We start from the raw sequence: 19,720 nt of genomic DNA, 5'->3' as shown, positions 1-19,720 counted from the left end.
ACCTCCAGTCAGTTTATGTTCTTGATGTGATTTCAGGTACGCGAGAGAAGTCCTGAGGCCATTCCGATCACCACCGGAGCCACCCCCACCGCGAGAAAGGCGGGAAGGAAACACAGGCCCACCGGCGCGGTGACGAGCACGGCCGCCCGCTGGGCGCGGGCTCCCGCCTGCCGGGTCCGGTCCTCGCGCAGGGCCGCCGCCATCCGCGAGACCGGCTCCGCCGCAGGCGCCCCGGTGCGGGCCGCCCGCTCCAGGCATTCCGCCAGCCCCCGCGCGCCCGGTATCTCCGCCAACCTCCCCCACGCCGCGCCCGGTTCGCCGCCGAGCCGGAGCTCCGCCCCGGCCAGGGCCAGCCGCTCGCCCACCGGGCCGCCCAGCGACTCACCCACCACCTCGGCCGCCTCCACCGGGCCCGCCCCGGCCACCAGACAGGCGGCCAACAGATCGGCGGCGAAGGGCAGCTGACGCTCCGCCTCCTTCGGGTCCACCCCGGCCGGCGGTCGCGCCCGGCGCAGCCAGCGCCATGCCCCGAACGCCGCCCCGCAGCCGGTCAGCACTCCCACCGCACCGCCGACCAGCACCCAGCCCGCCAGCAGCGCCCCGGCCGGCCAGGCCCAGGCCCGCGCCACGCCCCGTATCCGCGACCCCACCACCGGCCCGCGCCGCACCGGCGCCGCCGCCAGCAGGGACCCGATCCGGCGCCGGACGGTCCGCTCCCGCACCCGGGCGGCCACCGCCGACCCCGCGCACAGCGCCGCCACCGCGAGGCACAGCGCCATCCCCAGCCTGTGGATCACGAACCCGCCCATCACCACTCCCCCGCCCGCACGATCCGACGGCACCACAGCAGGCCCAGCGCCTCCAGCGCCCCTCCCACCGCCAGGCAGCCCCACCCGACCGGCGTGTGCAGCAGTACCCGCAGCGGGTCCGCCCCGAGCCCGGTACCGATCAGCAGGCCCACCAGCGGGAGCAGGGCAAGCACCACCGCCGTCGAGCGGGCTCCGGCCAGCTGGGCCCGCAGCGACTCCCGCCGGTCCCGCTCGGCCCGCAGCGCCCCCTCCAGCCGGTCCAGCCCGGCCGCCAGCCCGGCGCCGCCGTCCACGGAGACCCGCCAGCAGGCCGCCATCCCGGCCAGCCCCTCGGCGCCCGGCTCCCGGGCCGCCAGCCGCAGCGCGCCCGGCACGTCCCCGCCGAACGCCGCCGCGGCCAGCACCGCGGCCTCCGCGGCGCCCGGGCCGCCGGGGCCCGAAGCCGTACGCCGTATCGCCGCGGTCAGCGCCTGCCCGGGCTGCGCTCCGGCCCGCAGCTCACCGACCGCCGCCCCGCACAGGGCCACCACCCCCACCGCCCGGGCCGCCCTCGCGCGCTCCCGCACCCGGACCCGCAGCCACCGCCGCACCAGCGGTACGGCCGCCATGCCCAGCACCGCCGGGATCGCTGAGCCGCCCAACAGCGCGACCAGCAGCCCGACTCCCGGGCAAGCCCACTCGCGCCGCTCCGCCGCCCGCACCCGGACCCCGACAACCAGCCGCTCCCAGCGCACCGGCCCGCCGGGCACCACGGGCCCGCCGCCGGCCAGCACCACCCGGGCCCGCCGGGACACCCGGCCGCCCCCGGCCAGCACCCAGGCCGCAGCCCCGGCGCACAGCACCCCGGCGAACACCGGCACCCCGAACACCGCCCCGGCGGTCATCGCGCACCGCCCATCAGCGGGTCCAGCCGCTCCCAGCCGCGCTCCCGCACGAACCCGCGCGCCGCCCAGCGCAGTGCGGGCACCGTGACGACCAGCCCCGCCGGATCCCGCTCCAGGACGTGCACCTCGGCGACGCGGCGGCGCCCGTCCCGATCGCGGACGAGATGGACCACCAGGTTGAGCGCGGCCGCCAACTGACTGTGCAGGGAGGCCCGGTCGAGCCCGGCGGCCGTCCCGAGCGCCTCCAGGCGGGCCGGGACATGCGCGGCCGCGTTCGCGTGCACGGTGCCGCAGCCGCCTTCGTGCCCGGTGTTCAACGCGGCCAGCAGCGTGGCCACTTCGGCGCCCCGGACCTCGCCGACGACGAGCCGGTCCGGCCGCATCCGCAGCGCCTGCCGGACCAGATCGGCCAGCGTGACCAGGCCCGCGCCCTCCTGGTTGGCCGGCCTCGTCTCCAGCCGCACCACATGCGGGTGATCGGGGCGCAACTCGGCCGAATCCTCGGCCAGCACGATCCGCTCCGCCGGGCCCACCAGCCCCAACAGGGCACTGAGCAGGGTCGTCTTCCCCGTCCCGGTACCGCCGGAGACGAGGAACGACAGCCGGGCCTCCACCATCGCCCGGAGCAGTTTCTGCCCGCCGGGCGGCAGCGTCCCGGCGGCGACCAGCTCCTCCAGCGTGAACGCCCGGGGCCGCACCACCCGCAGGGACAGGCAGGCCGACCCGACCGCGACCGGTGGCAGAACCGCGTGGAGCCGGGTTCCGTCGGGCATCCGGGCGTCCACCCACGGCCGGGCGTCGTCCAGCCGCCGTCCCGCGACGGCGGCGAGCCGTTGGGCGAGTCTGCGCACGGCCTCGGCGTCCCGGAAGGTCACCCCGGTCAGCTCCAGCCCCCCGCCGCGGTCCACCCACACCCGGTCCGGGGCCGCCACCAGCACATCGGTGACTTCCGGATCGGCGAGCAGCGCCTCCAGCGGGCCCGCTCCCACCAGCTCGGACCGTAACTCGGCGGCCACGCCCAGCACTTCCGCATCACCGAGCAGCCGGCCCTGGGCCCGCAGGGCGGCCGCGACCCTCGCCGGAGTCGGCTCCGCGCCGCTTTCGGCGAGCCGCTGGCGCACCGCGTCCAGCAGTACCGCGCTCATGCCGGCACCCCCGGGGCGGCACCGAGCGCCCGCTGCCAGAAGCCGTCGCAGAACCGGGCCAGCGCGCCGCGCCGCTGCGCCCCCGGCGGTTCCCCCTCGGCCACCCGCCCGGGCAGCCCCAGCTCGACCGGGACCTCGCCGGCCAGCGGAACACCCAGCAGCCCGGCCACCGTCTCGGCGTCGAGCCCGCCGGGGCAGCGGCCCCGTACGACGACGCGGACGTCCCGGGCGACCATCCGCACCCCGGCGGCGACGCGGCCCGCCGCGGCCACCGACCGCAACTCGCCCGGCACCACCATCAGCACCAGGTCCAATTGGGCCAGCACCTCGGCCACGGCCTCATCGACCCGGCGCGGCAGATCCACCACCACGACCCCGCCCCGGCGGCGGGCGGCGGCGAGCACCGACCGCATCGCGGCGGGCGGCACCACCACCCGCTCTCCCCGGTCCCAGCTGAGCACCCGCAGCGCGTGCAGCTCGGGCAGGGACTCCTCCAGCGCTCCGGCGCCGACCCGGCCCCGCGACCCGGCGAAGTCCGGCCAGCGCAGCCCTTCGGCGCCCTCGCCGCCCAGCAGGACGTCCATCCCGCCGCCGAGCGGGTCACCGTCGATGAGGATGGTCCGCTCGCCGGCCCGGGCCGCCCGGATGGCGAGGGCGCAGGCGAGCGTTGAGGCGCCGGCCCCGCCGCTGCCGCCGATCACCCCCACGGCGAGGGCCGGCTTCCCGGCGCCTTCGACCACATCGGCGATGCGGTCGACGAGCCGGCTCTCGGCGTCGGGGAGCCGCAGCACCTCCTCGGCGCCGATCTCCACCGCCCGCCGCCACACCAGGGGATCGTCCAGCTCCCGGCCCACGAGGAACACGCCGTCCCGGCGGGGCGCACCGCGCACCCTCCGGGCGGCATCGTCCCCGACGAGCACGAGCGGCGCGGACTCCCAGCCGACTCCCCCGCGCACCTCTTCGACTCCTGCCGCACCGCCGGTACCGCCGGTACCGCTTTGCTCGGGCACCGCGTGGCGCACATGCGGCTCGGCGCCCGCGGCGGCGCAGAGCCGCAGCAGGTCATCGAGCAGCAGGGGGTCCTCGGTGATGATCAGCGGCCGCCCGCCCGCCGTCCCGGCCGCGACCGCACGGGCCGACCGCCCGCCTCCACCGACGAGCACGCGCTCCGGTGCTTCACACGACTTCGATCCAGCCACGATCTCCGCCCCCTTCTCACCGCAAATCCGAAGGCCGCGGACTTCGCGGCTGGAATCACGGTGACGGGATCCGGAAAAAGAAGTGGATCTTGCCCGAAAACTGTGGACAACCCTGCCGTTGTGAATAACTTCGCCACTCCGTCAGGTGAGTTCCAGAGCGCGCCGGAACAACTACGGAGCGTCACGCGTCTGACGGGGTGAAGGGCTTGCGGCACGCGGGCCCACGAAGAGGAGGGCCGGGGAGATGGTCACCAAGGGCCGAAGGCAGAGGACGCAAACCGCGTCCGGACATGCGACGACCCCCGCCGGGGGGGAGAGCGGGGGTCGTCCCCACAGTCCGACTCGGGGGGGGGAGGAGCCAGACCGGGTTAGCACGGTCGCGAACGATCCGTGACTTCCATGGTGTACCCGAGAGCCTTCTCAGGCAAACCCACGCGCCACACCTTACGCCGAATGGTGGGCGCATATGCTCGGGGCGTGGAAAACCAGCCCTTGCCGCACTCCTCGCCTCGTACCGCAGCCTTCTTCGACTTGGACAAGACGGTCATTGCGAAGTCGAGCACTCTGACGTTCAGCAAGTCCTTCTACCAAGGCGGTCTGATCAACCGCCGGGCCGTGCTGCGCACCGCGTACACCCAGTTCATCTTCCTGGCCGGCGGCGCCGACCACGACCAGATGGAACGGATGCGGGAGTACCTGTCCGCCCTGTGCAAGGGGTGGAACGTGCAGCAGGTGCGCGAGATCGTCGCCGAGGCCCTGCACGACCTCATCGACCCGATCATCTACGACGAGGCCGCGTCCCTGATCGAGGCCCACCACACGGCGGGGCGTGACGTGGTGATCGTGTCGACCTCCGGCGCGGAAGTGGTCGAGCCGATCGGCGAGATGCTCGGCGCGGACCGGGTCGTCGCCACGCGGATGGTGGTCGGCGACGACGGCTGCTTCACCGGGGAGATCGAGTACTACGCCTACGGCCCGACGAAGGCGGAGGCAGTACGGGAACTCGCGGAGTCCGAGGGGTACGACCTGGCGCGGTGCTACGCGTACAGCGACTCGATCACGGACGTGCCGATGCTGGAGGCCGTGGGGCATCCGCACGCGGTCAACCCCGACCGGGCGTTGCGGCGGGAGGCGGTGGCGCGGGAGTGGCCGGTGCTGGTGTTCAACCGGCCGGTGCGGTTGAAGCAGCGGCTGCCGGGGTTTTCGATGGGCGGGCGGCCGGCGTTGGTCGCTGCCGCCGCCGTGGGGGCTGCCGCCGCTACCGCAGGGCTGGTTTGGTACGCCAGTCGGCGGCGTGCGCTGGCCGGCGGCTCGGCCTGACCCCGGGCCCGGGCCGGGCCGGGGCGAGCCCGGGGCGCCCCTGACCCGGACGGGGCCGGGCGCCCGTCGGCCCGGCACGCGTCGGCCCGGCCGCGCGTGGGCGCGTCGGCCCGGCCGCGCGTCGGCCCGGCGCGCGCCGCCCCGCCGGCTGCTGGATCGCTGCCCCGCTGCGTGGGCTTTTCTCCCCGCCCCGCCCTTTCACCGTTTCCCGGGCTCTTCCCAGACCCGCGCCTCAAGCGCCGGCGAGGCTGGGGTGGCCGGCTCTGCCCAGACCCGCGCCTCAAGCGCCGGCGAGGCTGGGGTGGCCGGCTCCGCCCCCGACCCCGCCGCGAGGCTGGAGTGGCGGGCTCCCCGCCCCGACCGGGCCTCAAGCCGGGCTGGGAGCTCGCCACAGCCCAACGTCGCGCCTCAAGCGCCGGCGAGGCTGGAGGGGCCGGTCCACTCGGGGGGTGGGTTCCAGTGCCGGCGGGGCCGAGACGTCGGGTGTCCGGATCGCGGGGAAACGTCCTGGAAAGTAAAGAACCGGGGCCAGGGGTTTCGCATGGCTCGGAAGCGGAGTACAAAGGAGTCAACGGCCCGCGAGACCAAAGAACATCCGAGAGGATCATCTTTAAAACGCAGTAAGGCCCACGGACCGAAGCATGAACGTCGAGCACCCACGCGACGTCGACCCGTCGATTACGGGCCAGCCGCACCAGGTGACGGGCAAAGTTCCCGACCTGATGGGCATATATCGAGGACGCTTGGTACCTGGACGTGAATGCCAGCGGCGACACCAAAGTTGGACGGTGTCGCCGCAACCCGTTGTCAGGGGTCAGGCCGCGCCGCGCTGCAGGGCTTCGCAGACCGCCGTCGACTCGCGGACCCCGAGCTCGATCGCCCGGCCGCAGTGCGCGATCCAGGCCGACATCCCCTCCGGAGTGCCGGACACATAGCCCTCGAAGGCCGCCAGGTACGCGTCCGAGCCCTGCTCCGCGTGGCCGACCTCCGCCGGACAGATCGCCTTCGGGTCGAGCCCGCTGTTGATCAGCACGATGCGCTCCGCGGCCCGCGCGACCAGGCCGTTGTACGAGCCGAACGGCCGGAGGGCGAGGAGTTCGCCGTGCACCACCGACGCCGTGATCAGCGCCGGGGCGGAACCTCCCGCGATGATGAGCCGAGACAGCCCGTCCAGACGGCCCGCGACCTCCTGAGCGCTGGGCAGCGGCAGCTCGACCAGCGGCTCGTCCACCGGCTCCCCCGCCAGGCGGGGGCGGCCCACGATGTCCCCGTCGGCCGTCGAGCCCGACGCCACCAGATGCAGCCGCGCGAGCACCCGTAGCGGCGACTGGCGCCAGATGCTCAGCAGCTGCCCGGCCTCCGCCGTCAGCCGCAGCGCCGCGCCCACGGTGCGCGCCTCGCGCTCCGCGCCGAAGTCGGTCCGGCGGCGCACCTCCTCCAGCCCCCAGTCCGCGCCGGACAGCGCCGCGCTCCCGCGGGCCCCGCGCAGGGCGGCCTCCGAGGTGATCTCCCCGCTGCGACGGCGCATGACCCGGTGGCCATAGACCCGGTCCACGGCCTTGCGTACGGAATCCACGGACTCGGCCACACCCGGGAGCGCACCCAGGGGGGCCAGCGGGTCAGAAGCGCTACTCATAAGTAGGGAGCCTACGCACTGCGCGCCCGTACCACCGACCCCTCCTTGGAGTGGTCTTCTTCACTCACCCAGACCACTCAACGCGACCAACCCGCTACGCTTGGTGAACATGAAGATCGCTTTCGTGGGAAAGGGCGGCAGCGGGAAGACCACGCTGTCCTCCCTCTTCATCCGCCACCTCGCCGCCAATGAAGCCGCTGTCGTCGCGGTGGACGCCGACATCAACCAGCACCTCGGCGCCGCCCTCGGCCTCGGCGAGGACGAGGCCGCCGCGCTGCCCGCCATGGGCGCGCACCTGCCCCTGATCAAGGAGTACCTGCGCGGCGCCAACGCGCGCATCGCGTCCGCCGACACCATGATCAAGACGACCCCGCCCGGGTCCGGCTCGCGCCTGCTGCGGGTCTCCGAGGACAACCCCGTGTACGAGGCCTGCGCGCGCACGGTCCTGCTCGACGGGGAGCCCGTGCGGCTGATGGCCACGGGCCCGTTCACCGAGTCCGACCTGGGCGTGGCCTGCTACCACTCGAAGGTCGGGGCCGTGGAGCTCTGCCTCAACCACCTGGTCGACGGCCGCGACGAGTACGTCGTCGTCGACATGACGGCCGGCTCCGACTCCTTCGCGTCGGGCATGTTCACCCGCTTCGACGTGACCTTCCTGGTCGCCGAACCGACCCGCAAGGGCGTCTCCGTCTACCGCCAGTACAAGGAGTACGCGCGGGACTTCGGGGTCTGCCTGAAGGTGATCGGCAACAAGGTCCAGGGGCCGGAGGACGTCGAGTTCCTCCAGGACGAGGTGGGCGAGGACCTGTTGGTCACCGTCGGGCACTCCGACTGGGTGCGGGCGATGGAGAAGGGCCGGCCGGCCGCCTTCGAGCTGCTGGAGGCGACCAACCGGTTCGCCCTCCAGACGCTCCAGGACGCGGCGGACGACTCGTACGCCCACCGCGACTGGGACCGGTACACCGAGCAGATGGTGCACTTCCACCTGCGCAACGCGGAGAGCTGGGGCAACACCAAGACCGGGGTCGACCTGGCGGCGCAGGTCGACCCCGAGTTCGTGCTCCACGAGGGGCTGAGCAAGGGGATGGAGGGGAGCCTCGTCAGCGGCCCCCGCTAGCCCCTGCCAGCCCCCGCCAGCCGCGGCCGGGTCCCGTCAGTGCTCCTCCTCGGACTCCGACGCGGCCGCGCCCGCGGCCGGCTTGGCCTCGACGGGGGCGGCCGGCCGCGGCGGCGGACCCGCCGTCAGGAACTTCGTCCAGCCGTCCTTCGGCGCCTCGCCGACGTCGAGGCCGCGCATCCACTCCAGCGCCTTGGGGTCCTGCGCGTCCAGCCAGTCGGCCAGCTCGCGGAACGGCACGCAGCGGACCTCCTTCTGGGTGCACATGCTCTTGATGGAGTCCTCCACGGCGTGCATGTAGGTGCCGCCGTTCCAGGACTCGAAGTGGTTGCCGATGATCAGCGGGGCGCGGTTGCCCTGGTAGACCCGCTCGAAGGCCTGGAGCAGCCCGTCCCGCATCTGCTCGCCCCAGTACGCGTGCTGCGAGGGGTCGCCCTGGGTGGTCGTGCCGGACTGGTTGACCATGTAGTTGTAGTCCATGCTCAGCGTGTCGAAGGCACGGCCCGGCATGGGCACCAGCTGGAGCGGGAGGTCCCAGAGCCCTTCCGTCTTCTTGGGCCAGATCTGCTTGCTGATCCCGCTGGAGTCGTAGCGGAAGCCGAGGTCCTTCGCCGCCAGCATGAAGTTCTTCTGGCCTTCGAGGCAGGGGGTGCGGGCGCCGATGAGTTCCTTGTCGTAGTCGAAGGGCAGCGGGTCCATGCTCTTCAGCCCGGCGTTGGTCTTCCAGTTCTTGACGAACGACTTGGCCTGGCTGATCTCGCTCTTCCACTCGTCCACCGACCAGGTGCCGACGCCGCCCTCGGGGCCGCAGAAGTGGCCGTTGAAGTGGGTGCCGATCTCGTTGCCCTCCATCCAGGCCGCTCGGACCTGGGTGGCGGTGTCCTTGATGCCCTGGAGGTCGCCGAAGCCGATCTCGGAGTGGCCCGGGGAGTGCTGCGGGGCCGTGTAGAGGTCCCGCTTCTCCTCCGGGAGCATGTACACGCCGCTGAGGAAGTACGTCATGCGGGCGTTGTACTCCTTGCCGACCTCCCGGAAGTGGGAGAAGAGCTTCTGGCTGTCCTCGCCGGCCCCGTCCCACGAGAACACCACGAACTGCGGCGGCTTTTCGCCGGGCTTCAGCTTCTGCGCCTTCTGTACGTTCGGCTGCGGGCCGGTGTACGCGGTCGAGCCGTCGCCGATGGGCCGCAGGACACTGCCGGGGGCCACCGGGGCGGCGGCCCCCTTCGGGCCGTTGCGGCCGGCGCCGGACGGGGACTTCCCGGACTCCGAGCAGCCGGCAGCGCACAGGACCAGCGTCGCGGCGACCAGGCCACCGGCGATCTTCTTCGTGGCGGTGATCATCCGTCCACCTCTCCCTCGCAGTTCCATCGCAGGACTTCCGCGCCGCAACGTCCCACGCGATCTGCTTTGAAGAAGATGTGACAAGCCGTACAAAATGCTTAATCACCCGGCAGCGCTAATTCGTAGGCCATTTGCCCCCATTCCCTACCGCCACCCTTTACTCTCCATTACCATTCGTTTACTGAGTGTTGAAACTCCCGCCGCTTCACCCCTCCCCCGAGGAGACGGGACCAATGAAAGCCACCTCCCCCGACCGCACCGCCCAGGGCCTCCCCTCCCGGCTTCCCCCCGACCTCCCGGCGGACCTGTCCGCCTCCATCGCCGTCTTCCTGATCGCCCTGCCGCTCTCCCTCGGCATCGCCCTGGCCACCGGCGCCCCGCTCCAAGCCGGCCTGGTGGCCGCGGCCGTCGGCGGAATCGTGGCCGGGCGGCTCGGCGGCGCCCCGCTCCAGGTGAGCGGGCCCGCCGCCGGACTCACCGTGGTCACCGCCGAGTTGATCCAGCGCTACGGGTGGCGGACCACCTGCGCCATCACGGTGCTCGCCGGCTTCTGCCAGCTCGGCCTCGCCCTGCTGCGCACCGCCCGGTCGGCGCTGATGGTCAGCCCGGCCATCGTGCACGGCATGCTCGCGGGCATCGGCGTGACCATCGCCGTCGCGCAACTGCACATCGTGCTCGGCGGCACCCCACAGAGCTCCGTCGTGGCCAATGTCCGCGGGCTGCCCGCGCAGTTGGCCGATCTGCATCCGGTCGCGCTCGGCATCAGCGCGCTGACGATGGCCGTCCTGCTCAGCTGGCCGCGGCTGCCCGGGCGGGCCGGCCGGATGCTGCGCAAGGTGCCGGCCGCGCTCGCCGCCGTCGCCGCCGCCACCGCGTTCGCGTCGCTCGCCGGGCTCAGCCTGCCCCGGGTGGACCTGCCGTCCTGGCGCAGCCACGCGCTGCCCGAGCTGCCCGAGGGCCCGGTCCTCGGCCTCATCGCCGCCGTACTGACGATCACCCTGGTCGGCAGCGTGGAGTCGCTGCTGTCGTCGGTCGCGACCGACAAGCTGATCGCCTCCGAGCGGGGTACGGGCAACCGCCCGCCGCGCGCGGACCTCAACCGGGAGCTGCGCGGCCAGGGCGCGGCCAACATCGTCTCCGGGGCGCTGGGCGGGCTGCCCGTGACGGGTGTGGCCGTCCGCAGCGTGGCGAACGTCAAGTCAGGTGCGGCCAGCCGGAAATCGGCCATGTTCCACGGGCTGTGGGTGCTGATCGCGGCCGGGCTGCTCGCGCCGGTCCTCGACCTGATCCCGCTGGCCGCGCTGGCCGCGCTGGTGATGGCGGTGGGCGTGCAGATGGTCAGCATCACGCACCTGCGCAGTGTCACCCGGCACCGCGAGGCCCTCGTCTACGCCACGACCATCGCGGGCGTGGTGCTCGGCGGGGTACTGGAGGGGGTCGCGATCGGCATCGCGGTCGCCGTCGCGCTGGCCCTGTACCGGCTGACGCGGACGCGGATCACGGTGGAGGTGCTCGACGGGGTCCACCGGGTGTGGGCGCACGGGCAGTTGACCTTCCTCGCGGTGCCCCGGCTGAGCCGGGTGCTGAACCAGATCCCGCACGACGCGCCCGCGGTGGTCGAGCTGGACGGCTCGTTCATGGACCACGCGGCGTACGAGACGCTCCAGGACTGGCAGGACTCCCACCTGGCGCACGGGGGCTCGGTGGAGGTCACCGGCCGCTCCGGCGCCCGGATCCCCGAAACCGACCGGCACGAACGCGGGGCCCACCACTGCTGTCGCCCCTGGACCCCGTGGCAGAACCACTGCGCTCACCGCTCGGCCGCCGAGCGCACGAGGCCCGGCGCGGCGGCGTCCGCGGGCGCGGCCGAAGCGGCCCGGGCGGAGCCCCGTCGCCGCGGGGCGGGCCAACTGGCCAGCGGTATCAGCGCGTTCCAGCGGGATACCGCACCTCATGTCCGCGATGAACTGGCCCGGCTCGCCCGCGAGGGGCAGCGGCCCTCCCAGCTGTTCCTCACCTGCGCCGATTCCCGCCTGGTCACGAGCATGATCACGGCCAGTGGCCCGGGCGATCTCTTCACGGTCCGCAACGTCGGCAACCTGGTCCCGCCACCGGGGGCCGAGGCCACGGACGACTCCGTCGCGGCGGCCATCGAGTACGCCGTGGACGTACTGAAGGTGGACAGCATCACGGTGTGCGGGCACTCGGGCTGCGGAGCCATGCAGGCCCTGCTGAGTTCCACGCCCGGAGCCCCGCCGACCCCGCTGCGCCGGTGGCTGCGGCACGGGCTGCCCAGCCTGGAGCGGATGGCCAGCCGCCATCACGCCTGGGCCCGGATCTCCGGACGGCTCCCGGCGGACGCGGTGGAACAGCTCTGCCTGACCAACGTGGTGCAGCAGCTGGAGCACCTGCGGGCCCACGAGTCGGTGGCCCGGCGGCTCGCCGAGGGCACGCTGGAGCTGCACGGGATGTACTTCCACGTGGGCGAGGCCCAGGCGTACCTGCTGTCCGAGGGCGAGGACTTCTTCGACTGCCGGGTCTTCGACAGCGTCCGGCCGACAGGACGCGGACCGGAGGAGGCGAGCCCCGCGGCCCACGGCGTGGCGTCCTCGCGGGTGTGAACCGATACCCTCCGGATTCCGTGCAACGCAGTGGCCCCTTCCCGCATCCTGCAGCGGGAAGGGGCCACTCGCTCGTGTGGCCCGTACGCGATATAGGTCTAAACCAATTTCCGGCTAGCCCTTGTCACCTGGTCGTCTGACTGATGAGCTATGCCCCGGGGACACAACGGACACCCTGGGAAAGGGAGATGTCGTGAGCAATGAAAGCCTGGCCAATCTGCTCAAGGAGGAGCGGCGGTTCGCACCGCCCGCCGATCTGGCCGCCGCCGCCAATGTGACCGAGGCTGCGTACGCACAGGCCGATGCGGACCGGCTGGGCTTCTGGGCCGAGCAGGCCCGGCGGCTGACCTGGGACACGGAGCCGACCGAGACGCTCGACTGGAGCAACCCGCCCTTCGCGAAGTGGTTCGCCGACGGCAAGCTGAACGTCGCGTACAACTGCGTGGACCGGCACGTCGAGGCCGGCAACGGCGATCGCGTCGCCATCCACTTCGAGGGCGAGCCCGGCGACAGCCGGTCGATCACCTACGCGCAGCTCAAGGACGAGGTCTCGCGGGCCGCCAACGCCCTGACCGAGCTGGGCGTACAGGCCGGCGACCGCGTCGCCGTGTACCTGCCGATGATCCCGGAGGCGGTCGTCGCGATGCTCGCGTGCGCCCGCGTCGGCGCCGCGCACTCCGTGGTCTTCGGCGGTTTCTCCGCCGATGCCGTGGCCTCCCGCATCCAGGACGCCGACGCCAAGCTCGTGATCACCGCCGACGGCGGCTACCGCCGCGGCAAGCCCGGCGCCCTCAAGCCCGCCATCGACGAGGCCGTCGGCAAGTGTCCGCAGGTCAAGAACGTCCTGGTGGTGCGGCGCACCGGCCAGGACACCGCCTTCACCGAGGGCCGCGACGTCTGGTGGCACGAGATCGTCGGCCGGCAGTCGACCGAGCACGCGCCGCAGCCCTTCGACGCCGAGCACCCGCTGTTCATCCTCTACACCTCGGGGACCACGGGGAAGCCCAAGGGCATCCTGCACACCTCGGGCGGCTACCTCACGCAGGCCGCGTACACCCACCACGCGGTGTTCGACCTGAAGCCGGAGACCGACGTCTACTGGTGCACCGCCGACATCGGCTGGGTGACCGGGCACTCCTACATCGTCTACGGGCCGCTCGCCAACGGCGCCACCCAGGTGATCTACGAGGGCACGCCGGACACCCCGCACCAGGGCCGCTTCTGGGAGGTCGTGCAGAAGTACGGCGTCACCATCCTCTACACGGCGCCCACGGCCATCCGGACGTTCATGAAGTGGGGCGACGACATCCCCGCGAAGTTCGACCTGTCGAGCCTGCGCGTGCTGGGCTCGGTCGGCGAGCCGATCAACCCCGAGGCCTGGATCTGGTACCGCAAGCACATCGGCGGCGACCGCTGCCCGATCGTGGACACCTGGTGGCAGACCGAGACCGGCGCGATGATGATCTCGCCGCTCCCCGGCGTCACCCACACCAAGCCCGGCTCGGCGCAGCGCGCACTGCCCGGAATCTCCGCCACCGTCGTGGACGACGAGGCGCGCGAGGTCCCGAACGGCGGGGGCGGCTACCTGGTCCTCACCGAGCCGTGGCCGTCGATGCTGCGCACCATCTGGGGCGACGACCAGCGGTACATCGACACCTACTGGTCGCGCTTCGAGGGCAAGTACTTCGCGGGCGACGGCGCCAAGAAGGACGAGGACGGCGACATCTGGCTGCTCGGCCGGGTGGATGACGTGATGCTGGTGTCCGGCCACAACATCTCGACGACCGAGGTCGAGTCGGCGCTGGTCTCGCACCCCTCGGTCGCCGAGGCGGCCGTGGTCGGTGCGGCCGACGAGACCACCGGCCAGGCCATCGTGGCCTTCGTGATCCTGCGCGGCACCGCCTCCGAGACCGAGGGCCTGGTCGCGGAGCTGCGCAACCACGTGGGCGCCACGCTCGGCCCGATCGCGAAGCCGAAGCGGATCCTGCCGGTCCAGGAGCTGCCGAAGACCCGCTCGGGCAAGATCATGCGGCGTCTGCTGCGCGACGTCGCGGAGAACCGGGCGGTCGGCGATGTCACCACGCTGGCCGACTCCTCCGTGATGGACCTGATCCAGAGCAAGCTGCCTGCGGCGGGCAGCGAGGACTGATCCGGCCGGCCGGCCGCGCGACGGGCGGCCGGCCCGGCAACGGGACGGGCATGTGGCGCGACGCGCCGCATGCCCGTTTCGCGCTTAAAGTGACGATCATCCAGTTAGACCTTGCGTGCGCCCTGTAAAGTAGTGAAAGCGTAAATTTCTTAACAGGGTGCGCCGGGAAGTCTGGTCGGCAACAGGTTTTGTCATGCCGTCGACCATCCGGAGGTGCCCACCCGTGGCCACGCCCACACCCCGCCGCAAGCTGCTCGGACGTCTCTCCCTCCCCGAGCGCCGCTTCGTCGCCGACGCGCTGCGCGCCGAAACCGTCGGCGGTGTGCTGCTCCTCGTGGCCGCGATCGCCGCCCTCCTGTGGGCGAACATCCCCGCCGTCTCCGCCAGCTACGACAGCGTCCGGTCCTTCCACATAGGGCCCGCCGCCCTGGGCCTGGACCTCTCGCTCCAGCACTGGGCGGCCGACGGCCTGCTCGCCGTCTTCTTCTTCGTCGCGGGCATCGAGCTCAAACGCGAACTCGTCGCGGGTGATCTGCGGGACCCCAAGGCGGCCGCCCTCCCGGTGATCGCCGCCGTCTGCGGGATGGCCGCGCCCGCGCTGATCTACGTACTGGTCAACGTCTTCGGCGGCGGCGCGATGAACGGCTGGGCCGTCCCGACCGCCACCGACATCGCCTTCGCGCTCGCCGTACTCGCGGTCATCGGCACCTCGCTGCCGTCCGCCCTGCGGGCGTTCCTGCTGACCCTGGCCGTGGTCGACGACCTCTTCGCCATCATGATCATCGCGGTGTTCTTCACCAGCGAGATCGACTTCCTGGCCCTCGGCGGCGCGGTCGTGGGCCTGGTCCTCTTCTGGTTCCTGCTCCGCAAGGGCGTCCACGGCTGGTACGTCTACGTTCCGCTCGCCCTGGTCATCTGGGGCCTGATGTACAACTCCGGCGTCCACGCCACCATCGCCGGCGTGGCCATGGGCCTGATGCTGCGCTGCTCCCGCAAGGAGGGCGAGCGGCAGTCCCCCGGCGAGCACATCGAGCACCTCGTACGCCCCTTCTCCGCCGGCATCGCCGTTCCCCTCTTCGCCCTGTTCTCCGCCGGGGTCTCCCTCTCCGACAAGTCCATCGCGCAGGTCTTCACCCGGCCCGAGACCCTCGGCGTGCTCCTCGGCCTGGTCATCGGCAAGGCGGTGGGCATCTTCGGCGGCACCTGGCTGGCCGCCCGCTTCACCAAGGCCGAACTGAACGAGGACCTCGCCTGGCCCGACGTGCTGGCCGTCGCCTCGCTCGCCGGCATCGGCTTCACCGTCTCGCTCCTGATCGGCGAGCTCGCCTTCACCGACAACGCCGCCCTCACCGACGAGGTCAAGGCCGCCGTCCTGATCGGCTCGCTCATCGCCGCGATCATCGCGAGCGTGCTGCTGAAGCTGCGCGACCGCAAGTACCGGGCGCTGACCGAGGCCGAGGAGCTCGACGAGGACCTCGACGGCATCCCCGACATCTACGAGCAGGACAAGCCGGAGTACCACCTGCGCATGGCGCGCATCCACGAGGCGAAGGCCGCCGAACACCGCCGCAAGGCCGCCGCCGCGATGGCCTCCGGCGCGCAAGCCGCAGCCGGGTCCAGCGCCGAGGGCGACCGTCCGGCATGATCTGACTGACGACGCAGGACAGCCGCCGACGGCAGACGACAGAGGGAGAGAGCGATGAGTGCAGTGGACCAAGGGGCAGAAGGCGCCGAGCGCACACTCGGCCAGCTGGTCGCCTCGGCCACCGCCGAGATGTCCGCCCTGGTGCACGACGAGATCGCCCTCGCCAAGGCGGAGATCCGCCAGGACGTCAAGCGCGCGGGGATCGGTGGCACCGCCATCGGTATCGCCGGAGTGTTCGCGCTGTTCTCGCTGCCGGTGCTGAGCTTCGCCGCGGCGTACGGGATCCACAACCTCGGGCTCGGGCTCGCCTGGTCCTTCCTCATCGTCGGCGTGGCGTTCCTGCTGCTCGCGGGCCTGCTCGCGCTGATCGCCGTGTCGAAGTTCAAGAAGGTCAAGCCGCCGGAGAAGACGATCGCCTCGGTCAAGCAGACCGCCGCGCTGGTCGGGACCGTCAAGCCCCATCCCCGGCCGGTCAGTGACAAGGCCGTGGGTGTGGCACGCTCGACCTCATGACAGCTCCCTCGCCGGATTTCGGCAGTACCCCGCCCACCGCCGCCACGGCGGTCCGGCTCGGCGTGCCCGGCGGGAGAACGGTGATCCACCGGGACGTCGCGGCCAACGGGGCCCGCTTCCACGTCGCCGAGCTGGGTGACGGGCCGCTGGTCCTGCTGCTGCACGGGTTCCCGCAGTTCTGGTGGACCTGGCGGCACCAGCTGGTCGCGCTCGCCGACGCCGGGTACCGCGCGGTCGCCATGGACCTGCGCGGGGTGGGCGGCAGCGACCGCACCCCGCGCGGTTACGACCCCGCGAACCTGGCGCTCGACATCACCGGGGTCGTCCGGTCCCTCGGCGAGCCGGACGCCGCGCTCGTCGGACACGACCTGGGCGGCTACCTCGCGTGGACGGCGGCCGTGATGCGGCCCAAGCTGGTCCGCCGGCTCGTGGTGTCCTCGATGCCGCATCCGCGGCGGTGGCGCGCCGCGATGCTCGCGGACTTCGGGCAGACCCGGGCGAGTTCGCACATCTGGGGCTTCCAGCGGCCGTTCATCCCCGAGCGGCAGCTCGTCGCCGATGACGGGGCGCTCGTGGGGCAGCTGATCCGGGACTGGTCCGGGCCGCTGCTGCGGGACGAGGACGAGAAGGACGCCGAGGGCAACGAGCGCATCGCCGCGTACCGGCGGGCCATGTGCATCCCCTCCACCGCGCACTGCTCCATCGAGCCGTACCGCTGGATGATGCGGTCCATGGCGCGGCCGGACGGCCTCCAGTTCAACCGGCGGATGAAGCGGCCGGTGCGGGTGCCGACGCTGCACCTGCACGGTTCCCTCGACCCCGTGATGCGCACGCGCAGCGCGGCCGGTTCCGGGCAGTACGTCGAAGCCCCCTACCGGTGGCGGCTGTTCGACGGCCTGGGGCACTTCCCGCACGAAGAGGACCCGGCGGCCTTCTCCACCGAGCTGGTGAACTGGCTCAAGGACCCCGAGCCGGACCGCTGATCGCAGGGCGGACCGCCCAACCCGCCCCTCGCGGGCTTGTCTTACGAACATTCAATTGCCCGGCGCATAGGCCAATTGGCCGCCCCTGACGGGATTACCGACCTTGGGGCCCGGGCACAGCTCGATGTATGGGCTGGACGCACGACTACGGTGACACCGCACACGAAGGCCGCTCGGCAGCGACGCCGGGCACCCACGAGAGGGCCGGCCGCGACGGCCACGACCCCCGACTCGGCATCCCCCGCATCCTGCGCCGCCGGGCCCGCTGGGTCTCGGCGCGCCTGCGCCATCCGCGGATGTAGAGCGCCGGCGGCCGCGCCGGCGGTCCTGACGGGTCAGGCCGCCGGGCGGAGTGGCGCCGGGCAGGGCGCCGCCGGGCGGAGTGGCCCCGGGCGGGGTACGGCCGGGCGGAGTGGCCCCGGGCGGGTGGTCAGAGGGCGCAGCCCTGGCTGTCGGTCCGCCGGTTCGCCGTCTTCCCCAGCTGGATGTCATCGCGGATCTCGTCCGCCGTCAGGGCGTATCCGGTGTTCGGGTCGTCGAGGGACTTGGCGAAGACCACCCCGTACACCTTGCCGTCGGGCGTCAGCAGCGGGCCGCCGGAGTTGCCCTGACGGACCGTGGCGAACAGCGAGTACACATCGCGCCGGACGGTGCCCCGGTGGTAGATGTCCGGGCCGTTGGCGTTGATCCGGGTACGGACCCGGGCGGCGCGGACGTCGTACCCGCCGTTCTCGGGGAACCCGGCGACGATCGCGTCGCTGCCGGTCACCGCGTCCCTCTCGGTGAACTCCAGCACGGGCGCCTTCAGCTTGGGCACGTCCAGGACGGCGATGTCGCGCTGCCAGTCGTAGAGCACGACCTTGCCGTCGTACAGCTTGCCCTCGCCGCCGATCTGCACGGTCGGCTCGCCGACGCCGCCGACGACATGGGCGTTGGTCATCACCTTGCCCGGCGCGAAGACGAAGCCGGTGCCCTCCAGCACCTTGCTGCAACTGGGCGCGGTGCCGACGACCTTCACGATCGAGCGCTTGGCCGCCGCGGCGACGGGCCCGGTGGCGAGGTCCGGATCGGGAGCCTGCACCGCGGTGATGGGCTCGTTGGAGAACGGGCTGAAGACCTGCGGGAAGCCGTTGCGGGCCAGCGTCGAACTGAAGTCGGAGAACCAGGTGTTCGTCTGGGTCGGCACCACCCTCGACACGCCGAGCAGCACCTTGGAGTTGCGCACCTGCTTGCCGAGGGTGGGCAGCGAGGTACCGGCGAGCGCCGATCCGATCAGCCACGCCACCAGCAGCATCGCCACGACGTTGACCAGCGCCCCGCCGGTCGCGTCGAGGGCGCGGGCGGGCGACCACGTGATGTTGCGGCGCAGCCGGTTGCCCAGATGGGTGGTCAGGGCCTGACCGATCGAGGCACAGATGATGATCGCGACGACGGCGATCACGACGACCGGGGTGGTGACCTCGGTGCCGTTGTTCGTCGCCCAGTCCCAGATCAACGGGAGCAGGGCCACGGCGACAAGACCACCGCCGAGGAAGCCGATCACCGACAGGATGCCGACGACGAACCCCTGGCGGTAGCCGACGATCGCGAACCACACGGCGGCGACCAGCAACAGGATGTCCAGCACGTTCACGAGGGTCACCGTCTCATGCGCGCCAGTCGAGCGGGACCTCGCGCGAGCGGTCCCAGGGCTGCTCCCAGCCCGCGAAATGCAGGAGCCGGTCGATCACACCGGCGGTAAATCCCCAGACCAGAGCCGATTCGACGGTGAAGGCGGGGCCCTGGAAGCCGCCGGGGTGGACCACGGTGACCCGATGATCGGGATCCGTGAGATCCGCCACGGGAACCGTGAAGACCCGGGCCGTCTCGGCCGGGTCGACGGCGCCGACCGGACTCGGGGCGCGCCACCAGCCGAGGACCGGGGTCACGACGAACTCGCTGACCGGGATGTAGAGCCGGGGCAGCACCCCGAAGAGCTGGACCCCGGCCGGGTCCAGGCCGGTTTCCTCCTCGGCCTCGCGCAGGGCGGCGCGCAGCGGGCCGGTGGTCTGCGGATCGCCGTCCTGCGGGTCCAGGGCGCCGCCGGGGAAGGAGGGCTGGCCCGCGTGCGAGCGGAGGCTGCCGGCGCGCTCCTGGAGCAGCAGCTCGGGGCCGCGGGGGCCCTCGCCGAAGAGGACGAGGACGGCGGACTGGCGGCCCCGGCCGTCCTCGGGGGGCAGGAAGCGGCTGAGCTGCGTCGGCCGGACCGTACGCGCGGCACGGACCACGGGATCGAGCCAGCCGGGCAGCCCGTCGGTGGAGAGGACGGGGGCCTCGCGGACGCCGTCGCCGACGTCGTCGCCGAGGCCGTCGCGGAGG

At 72.6% G+C, this 19,720-nt stretch carries 16 protein-coding genes; 8 read left to right on the top strand and 8 right to left on the bottom strand.

Annotated elements, in window-relative coordinates; genetic code table 11:
• Positions 1-32: 32 nt before the first annotated feature.
• Genes EES41_RS20190 through ssd form a run of 4 tightly spaced genes read right to left on the bottom strand, consistent with a single transcriptional unit; the run spans position 33 to position 4,001 of the window.
• On the bottom strand, positions 33-809 hold the full coding sequence (locus tag EES41_RS20190; RefSeq protein WP_123079768.1) for a type II secretion system F family protein: 777 nt from the start codon (positions 807-809) through the stop codon (positions 33-35).
• Positions 809-1,693, bottom strand: a complete 885-nt coding sequence (locus EES41_RS20185) for a type II secretion system F family protein (RefSeq protein ID WP_123079767.1) — start codon at positions 1,691-1,693, stop codon at positions 809-811. Before EES41_RS20185 ends, EES41_RS20190 begins: the two co-directional genes overlap by 1 nt.
• Positions 1,690-2,838 (bottom strand): TadA family conjugal transfer-associated ATPase, encoded by a 1,149-nt coding sequence (locus EES41_RS20180; protein WP_073774257.1) that lies wholly within the window; start codon positions 2,836-2,838, stop codon positions 1,690-1,692. Before EES41_RS20180 ends, EES41_RS20185 begins: the two co-directional genes overlap by 4 nt.
• The gene (gene ssd / locus EES41_RS20175; RefSeq protein WP_123079766.1) at positions 2,835-4,001 is read right to left on the bottom strand and encodes a septum site-determining protein Ssd; all 1,167 of its coding nucleotides are present in this window, start codon (positions 3,999-4,001) and stop codon (positions 2,835-2,837) included. Before ssd ends, EES41_RS20180 begins: the two co-directional genes overlap by 4 nt.
• Positions 4,002-4,490: 489 nt before the next feature.
• Between ssd and EES41_RS20170 the strand changes: the two genes are divergently transcribed.
• Entirely contained in the window at positions 4,491-5,357 is an 867-nt protein-coding gene (locus EES41_RS20170; protein WP_123079765.1) for an HAD family phosphatase, read from the top strand.
• 814 nt (positions 5,358-6,171) lie between these two features.
• On the opposite strand, the gene EES41_RS20165 is transcribed toward EES41_RS20170, so the two are convergent.
• Complete coding sequence (locus EES41_RS20165) at positions 6,172-6,993, bottom strand: oxidoreductase (protein WP_123079764.1); 822 nt, start codon at positions 6,991-6,993, stop codon at positions 6,172-6,174.
• Positions 6,994-7,102: 109 nt separating this feature from the next.
• On the opposite strand from EES41_RS20165, the gene EES41_RS20160 reads away from it, so the two are divergent.
• Entirely contained in the window at positions 7,103-8,110 is a 1,008-nt protein-coding gene (locus EES41_RS20160) for an ATP-binding protein (protein ID WP_073797914.1), read from the top strand.
• Between the two features lie 36 nt (positions 8,111-8,146).
• Here EES41_RS20160 and EES41_RS20155 read toward each other — a convergent pair whose 3' ends face one another.
• The gene (locus EES41_RS20155; RefSeq protein WP_123079763.1) at positions 8,147-9,451 is read right to left on the bottom strand and encodes a hypothetical protein; all 1,305 of its coding nucleotides are present in this window, start codon (positions 9,449-9,451) and stop codon (positions 8,147-8,149) included.
• Positions 9,452-9,684: 233 nt separating this feature from the next.
• Here EES41_RS20155 and EES41_RS20150 point away from each other — a divergent pair, with 233 nt between their 5' ends.
• From EES41_RS20150 to EES41_RS41500, 6 genes are all read left to right on the top strand, one after another.
• Positions 9,685-12,072 (top strand): SulP family inorganic anion transporter, encoded by a 2,388-nt coding sequence (locus tag EES41_RS20150; RefSeq protein WP_123079762.1) that lies wholly within the window; start codon positions 9,685-9,687, stop codon positions 12,070-12,072.
• A gap of 193 nt (positions 12,073-12,265) precedes the next feature.
• Positions 12,266-14,221, top strand: a complete 1,956-nt coding sequence (acs, locus tag EES41_RS20145) for an acetate--CoA ligase (RefSeq protein WP_123079761.1) — start codon at positions 12,266-12,268, stop codon at positions 14,219-14,221.
• 223 nt (positions 14,222-14,444) lie between these two features.
• A complete protein-coding gene (gene nhaA, locus EES41_RS20140) occupies positions 14,445-15,866 on the top strand; it encodes a Na+/H+ antiporter NhaA (protein ID WP_254211518.1) in 1,422 nt (473 codons plus the stop codon).
• Between the two features lie 54 nt (positions 15,867-15,920).
• Positions 15,921-16,379: a phage holin family protein gene (locus EES41_RS20135; RefSeq protein ID WP_008742426.1), complete on the top strand. Its 459-nt coding sequence runs from the start codon at positions 15,921-15,923 to the stop codon at positions 16,377-16,379.
• Positions 16,376-17,362, top strand: coding sequence for an alpha/beta fold hydrolase (locus tag EES41_RS20130; RefSeq protein WP_123079759.1), 987 nt, complete (start codon positions 16,376-16,378; stop codon positions 17,360-17,362). Before EES41_RS20135 ends, EES41_RS20130 begins: the two co-directional genes overlap by 4 nt.
• 128 nt (positions 17,363-17,490) lie before the next feature.
• Positions 17,491-17,664 carry a hypothetical protein gene (locus EES41_RS41500; RefSeq protein WP_008742428.1) on the top strand — a complete coding sequence of 58 codons (174 nt, stop codon included), beginning with the start codon at positions 17,491-17,493 and terminating at the stop codon, positions 17,662-17,664.
• 128 nt (positions 17,665-17,792) lie between these two features.
• Here EES41_RS41500 and EES41_RS20125 read toward each other — a convergent pair whose 3' ends face one another.
• Positions 17,793-18,995 carry a MarP family serine protease gene (locus tag EES41_RS20125; protein WP_123082586.1) on the bottom strand — a complete coding sequence of 401 codons (1,203 nt, stop codon included), beginning with the start codon at positions 18,993-18,995 and terminating at the stop codon, positions 17,793-17,795.
• Between the two features lie 13 nt (positions 18,996-19,008).
• Positions 19,009-19,650 (bottom strand): CoA pyrophosphatase, encoded by a 642-nt coding sequence (locus EES41_RS20120; RefSeq protein WP_037794095.1) that lies wholly within the window; start codon positions 19,648-19,650, stop codon positions 19,009-19,011.
• Positions 19,651-19,720: the final 70 nt, after the last annotated feature.

It is taken from the genome of Streptomyces sp. ADI95-16 (genome assembly GCF_003721495.1).
In the GTDB taxonomy this organism is placed as follows: domain Bacteria; phylum Actinomycetota; class Actinomycetes; order Streptomycetales; family Streptomycetaceae; genus Streptomyces; species Streptomyces goshikiensis.
Note: the sequence above shows the minus strand (reverse complement) of the source record. Positions and strands in the feature narration are given on the sequence as shown.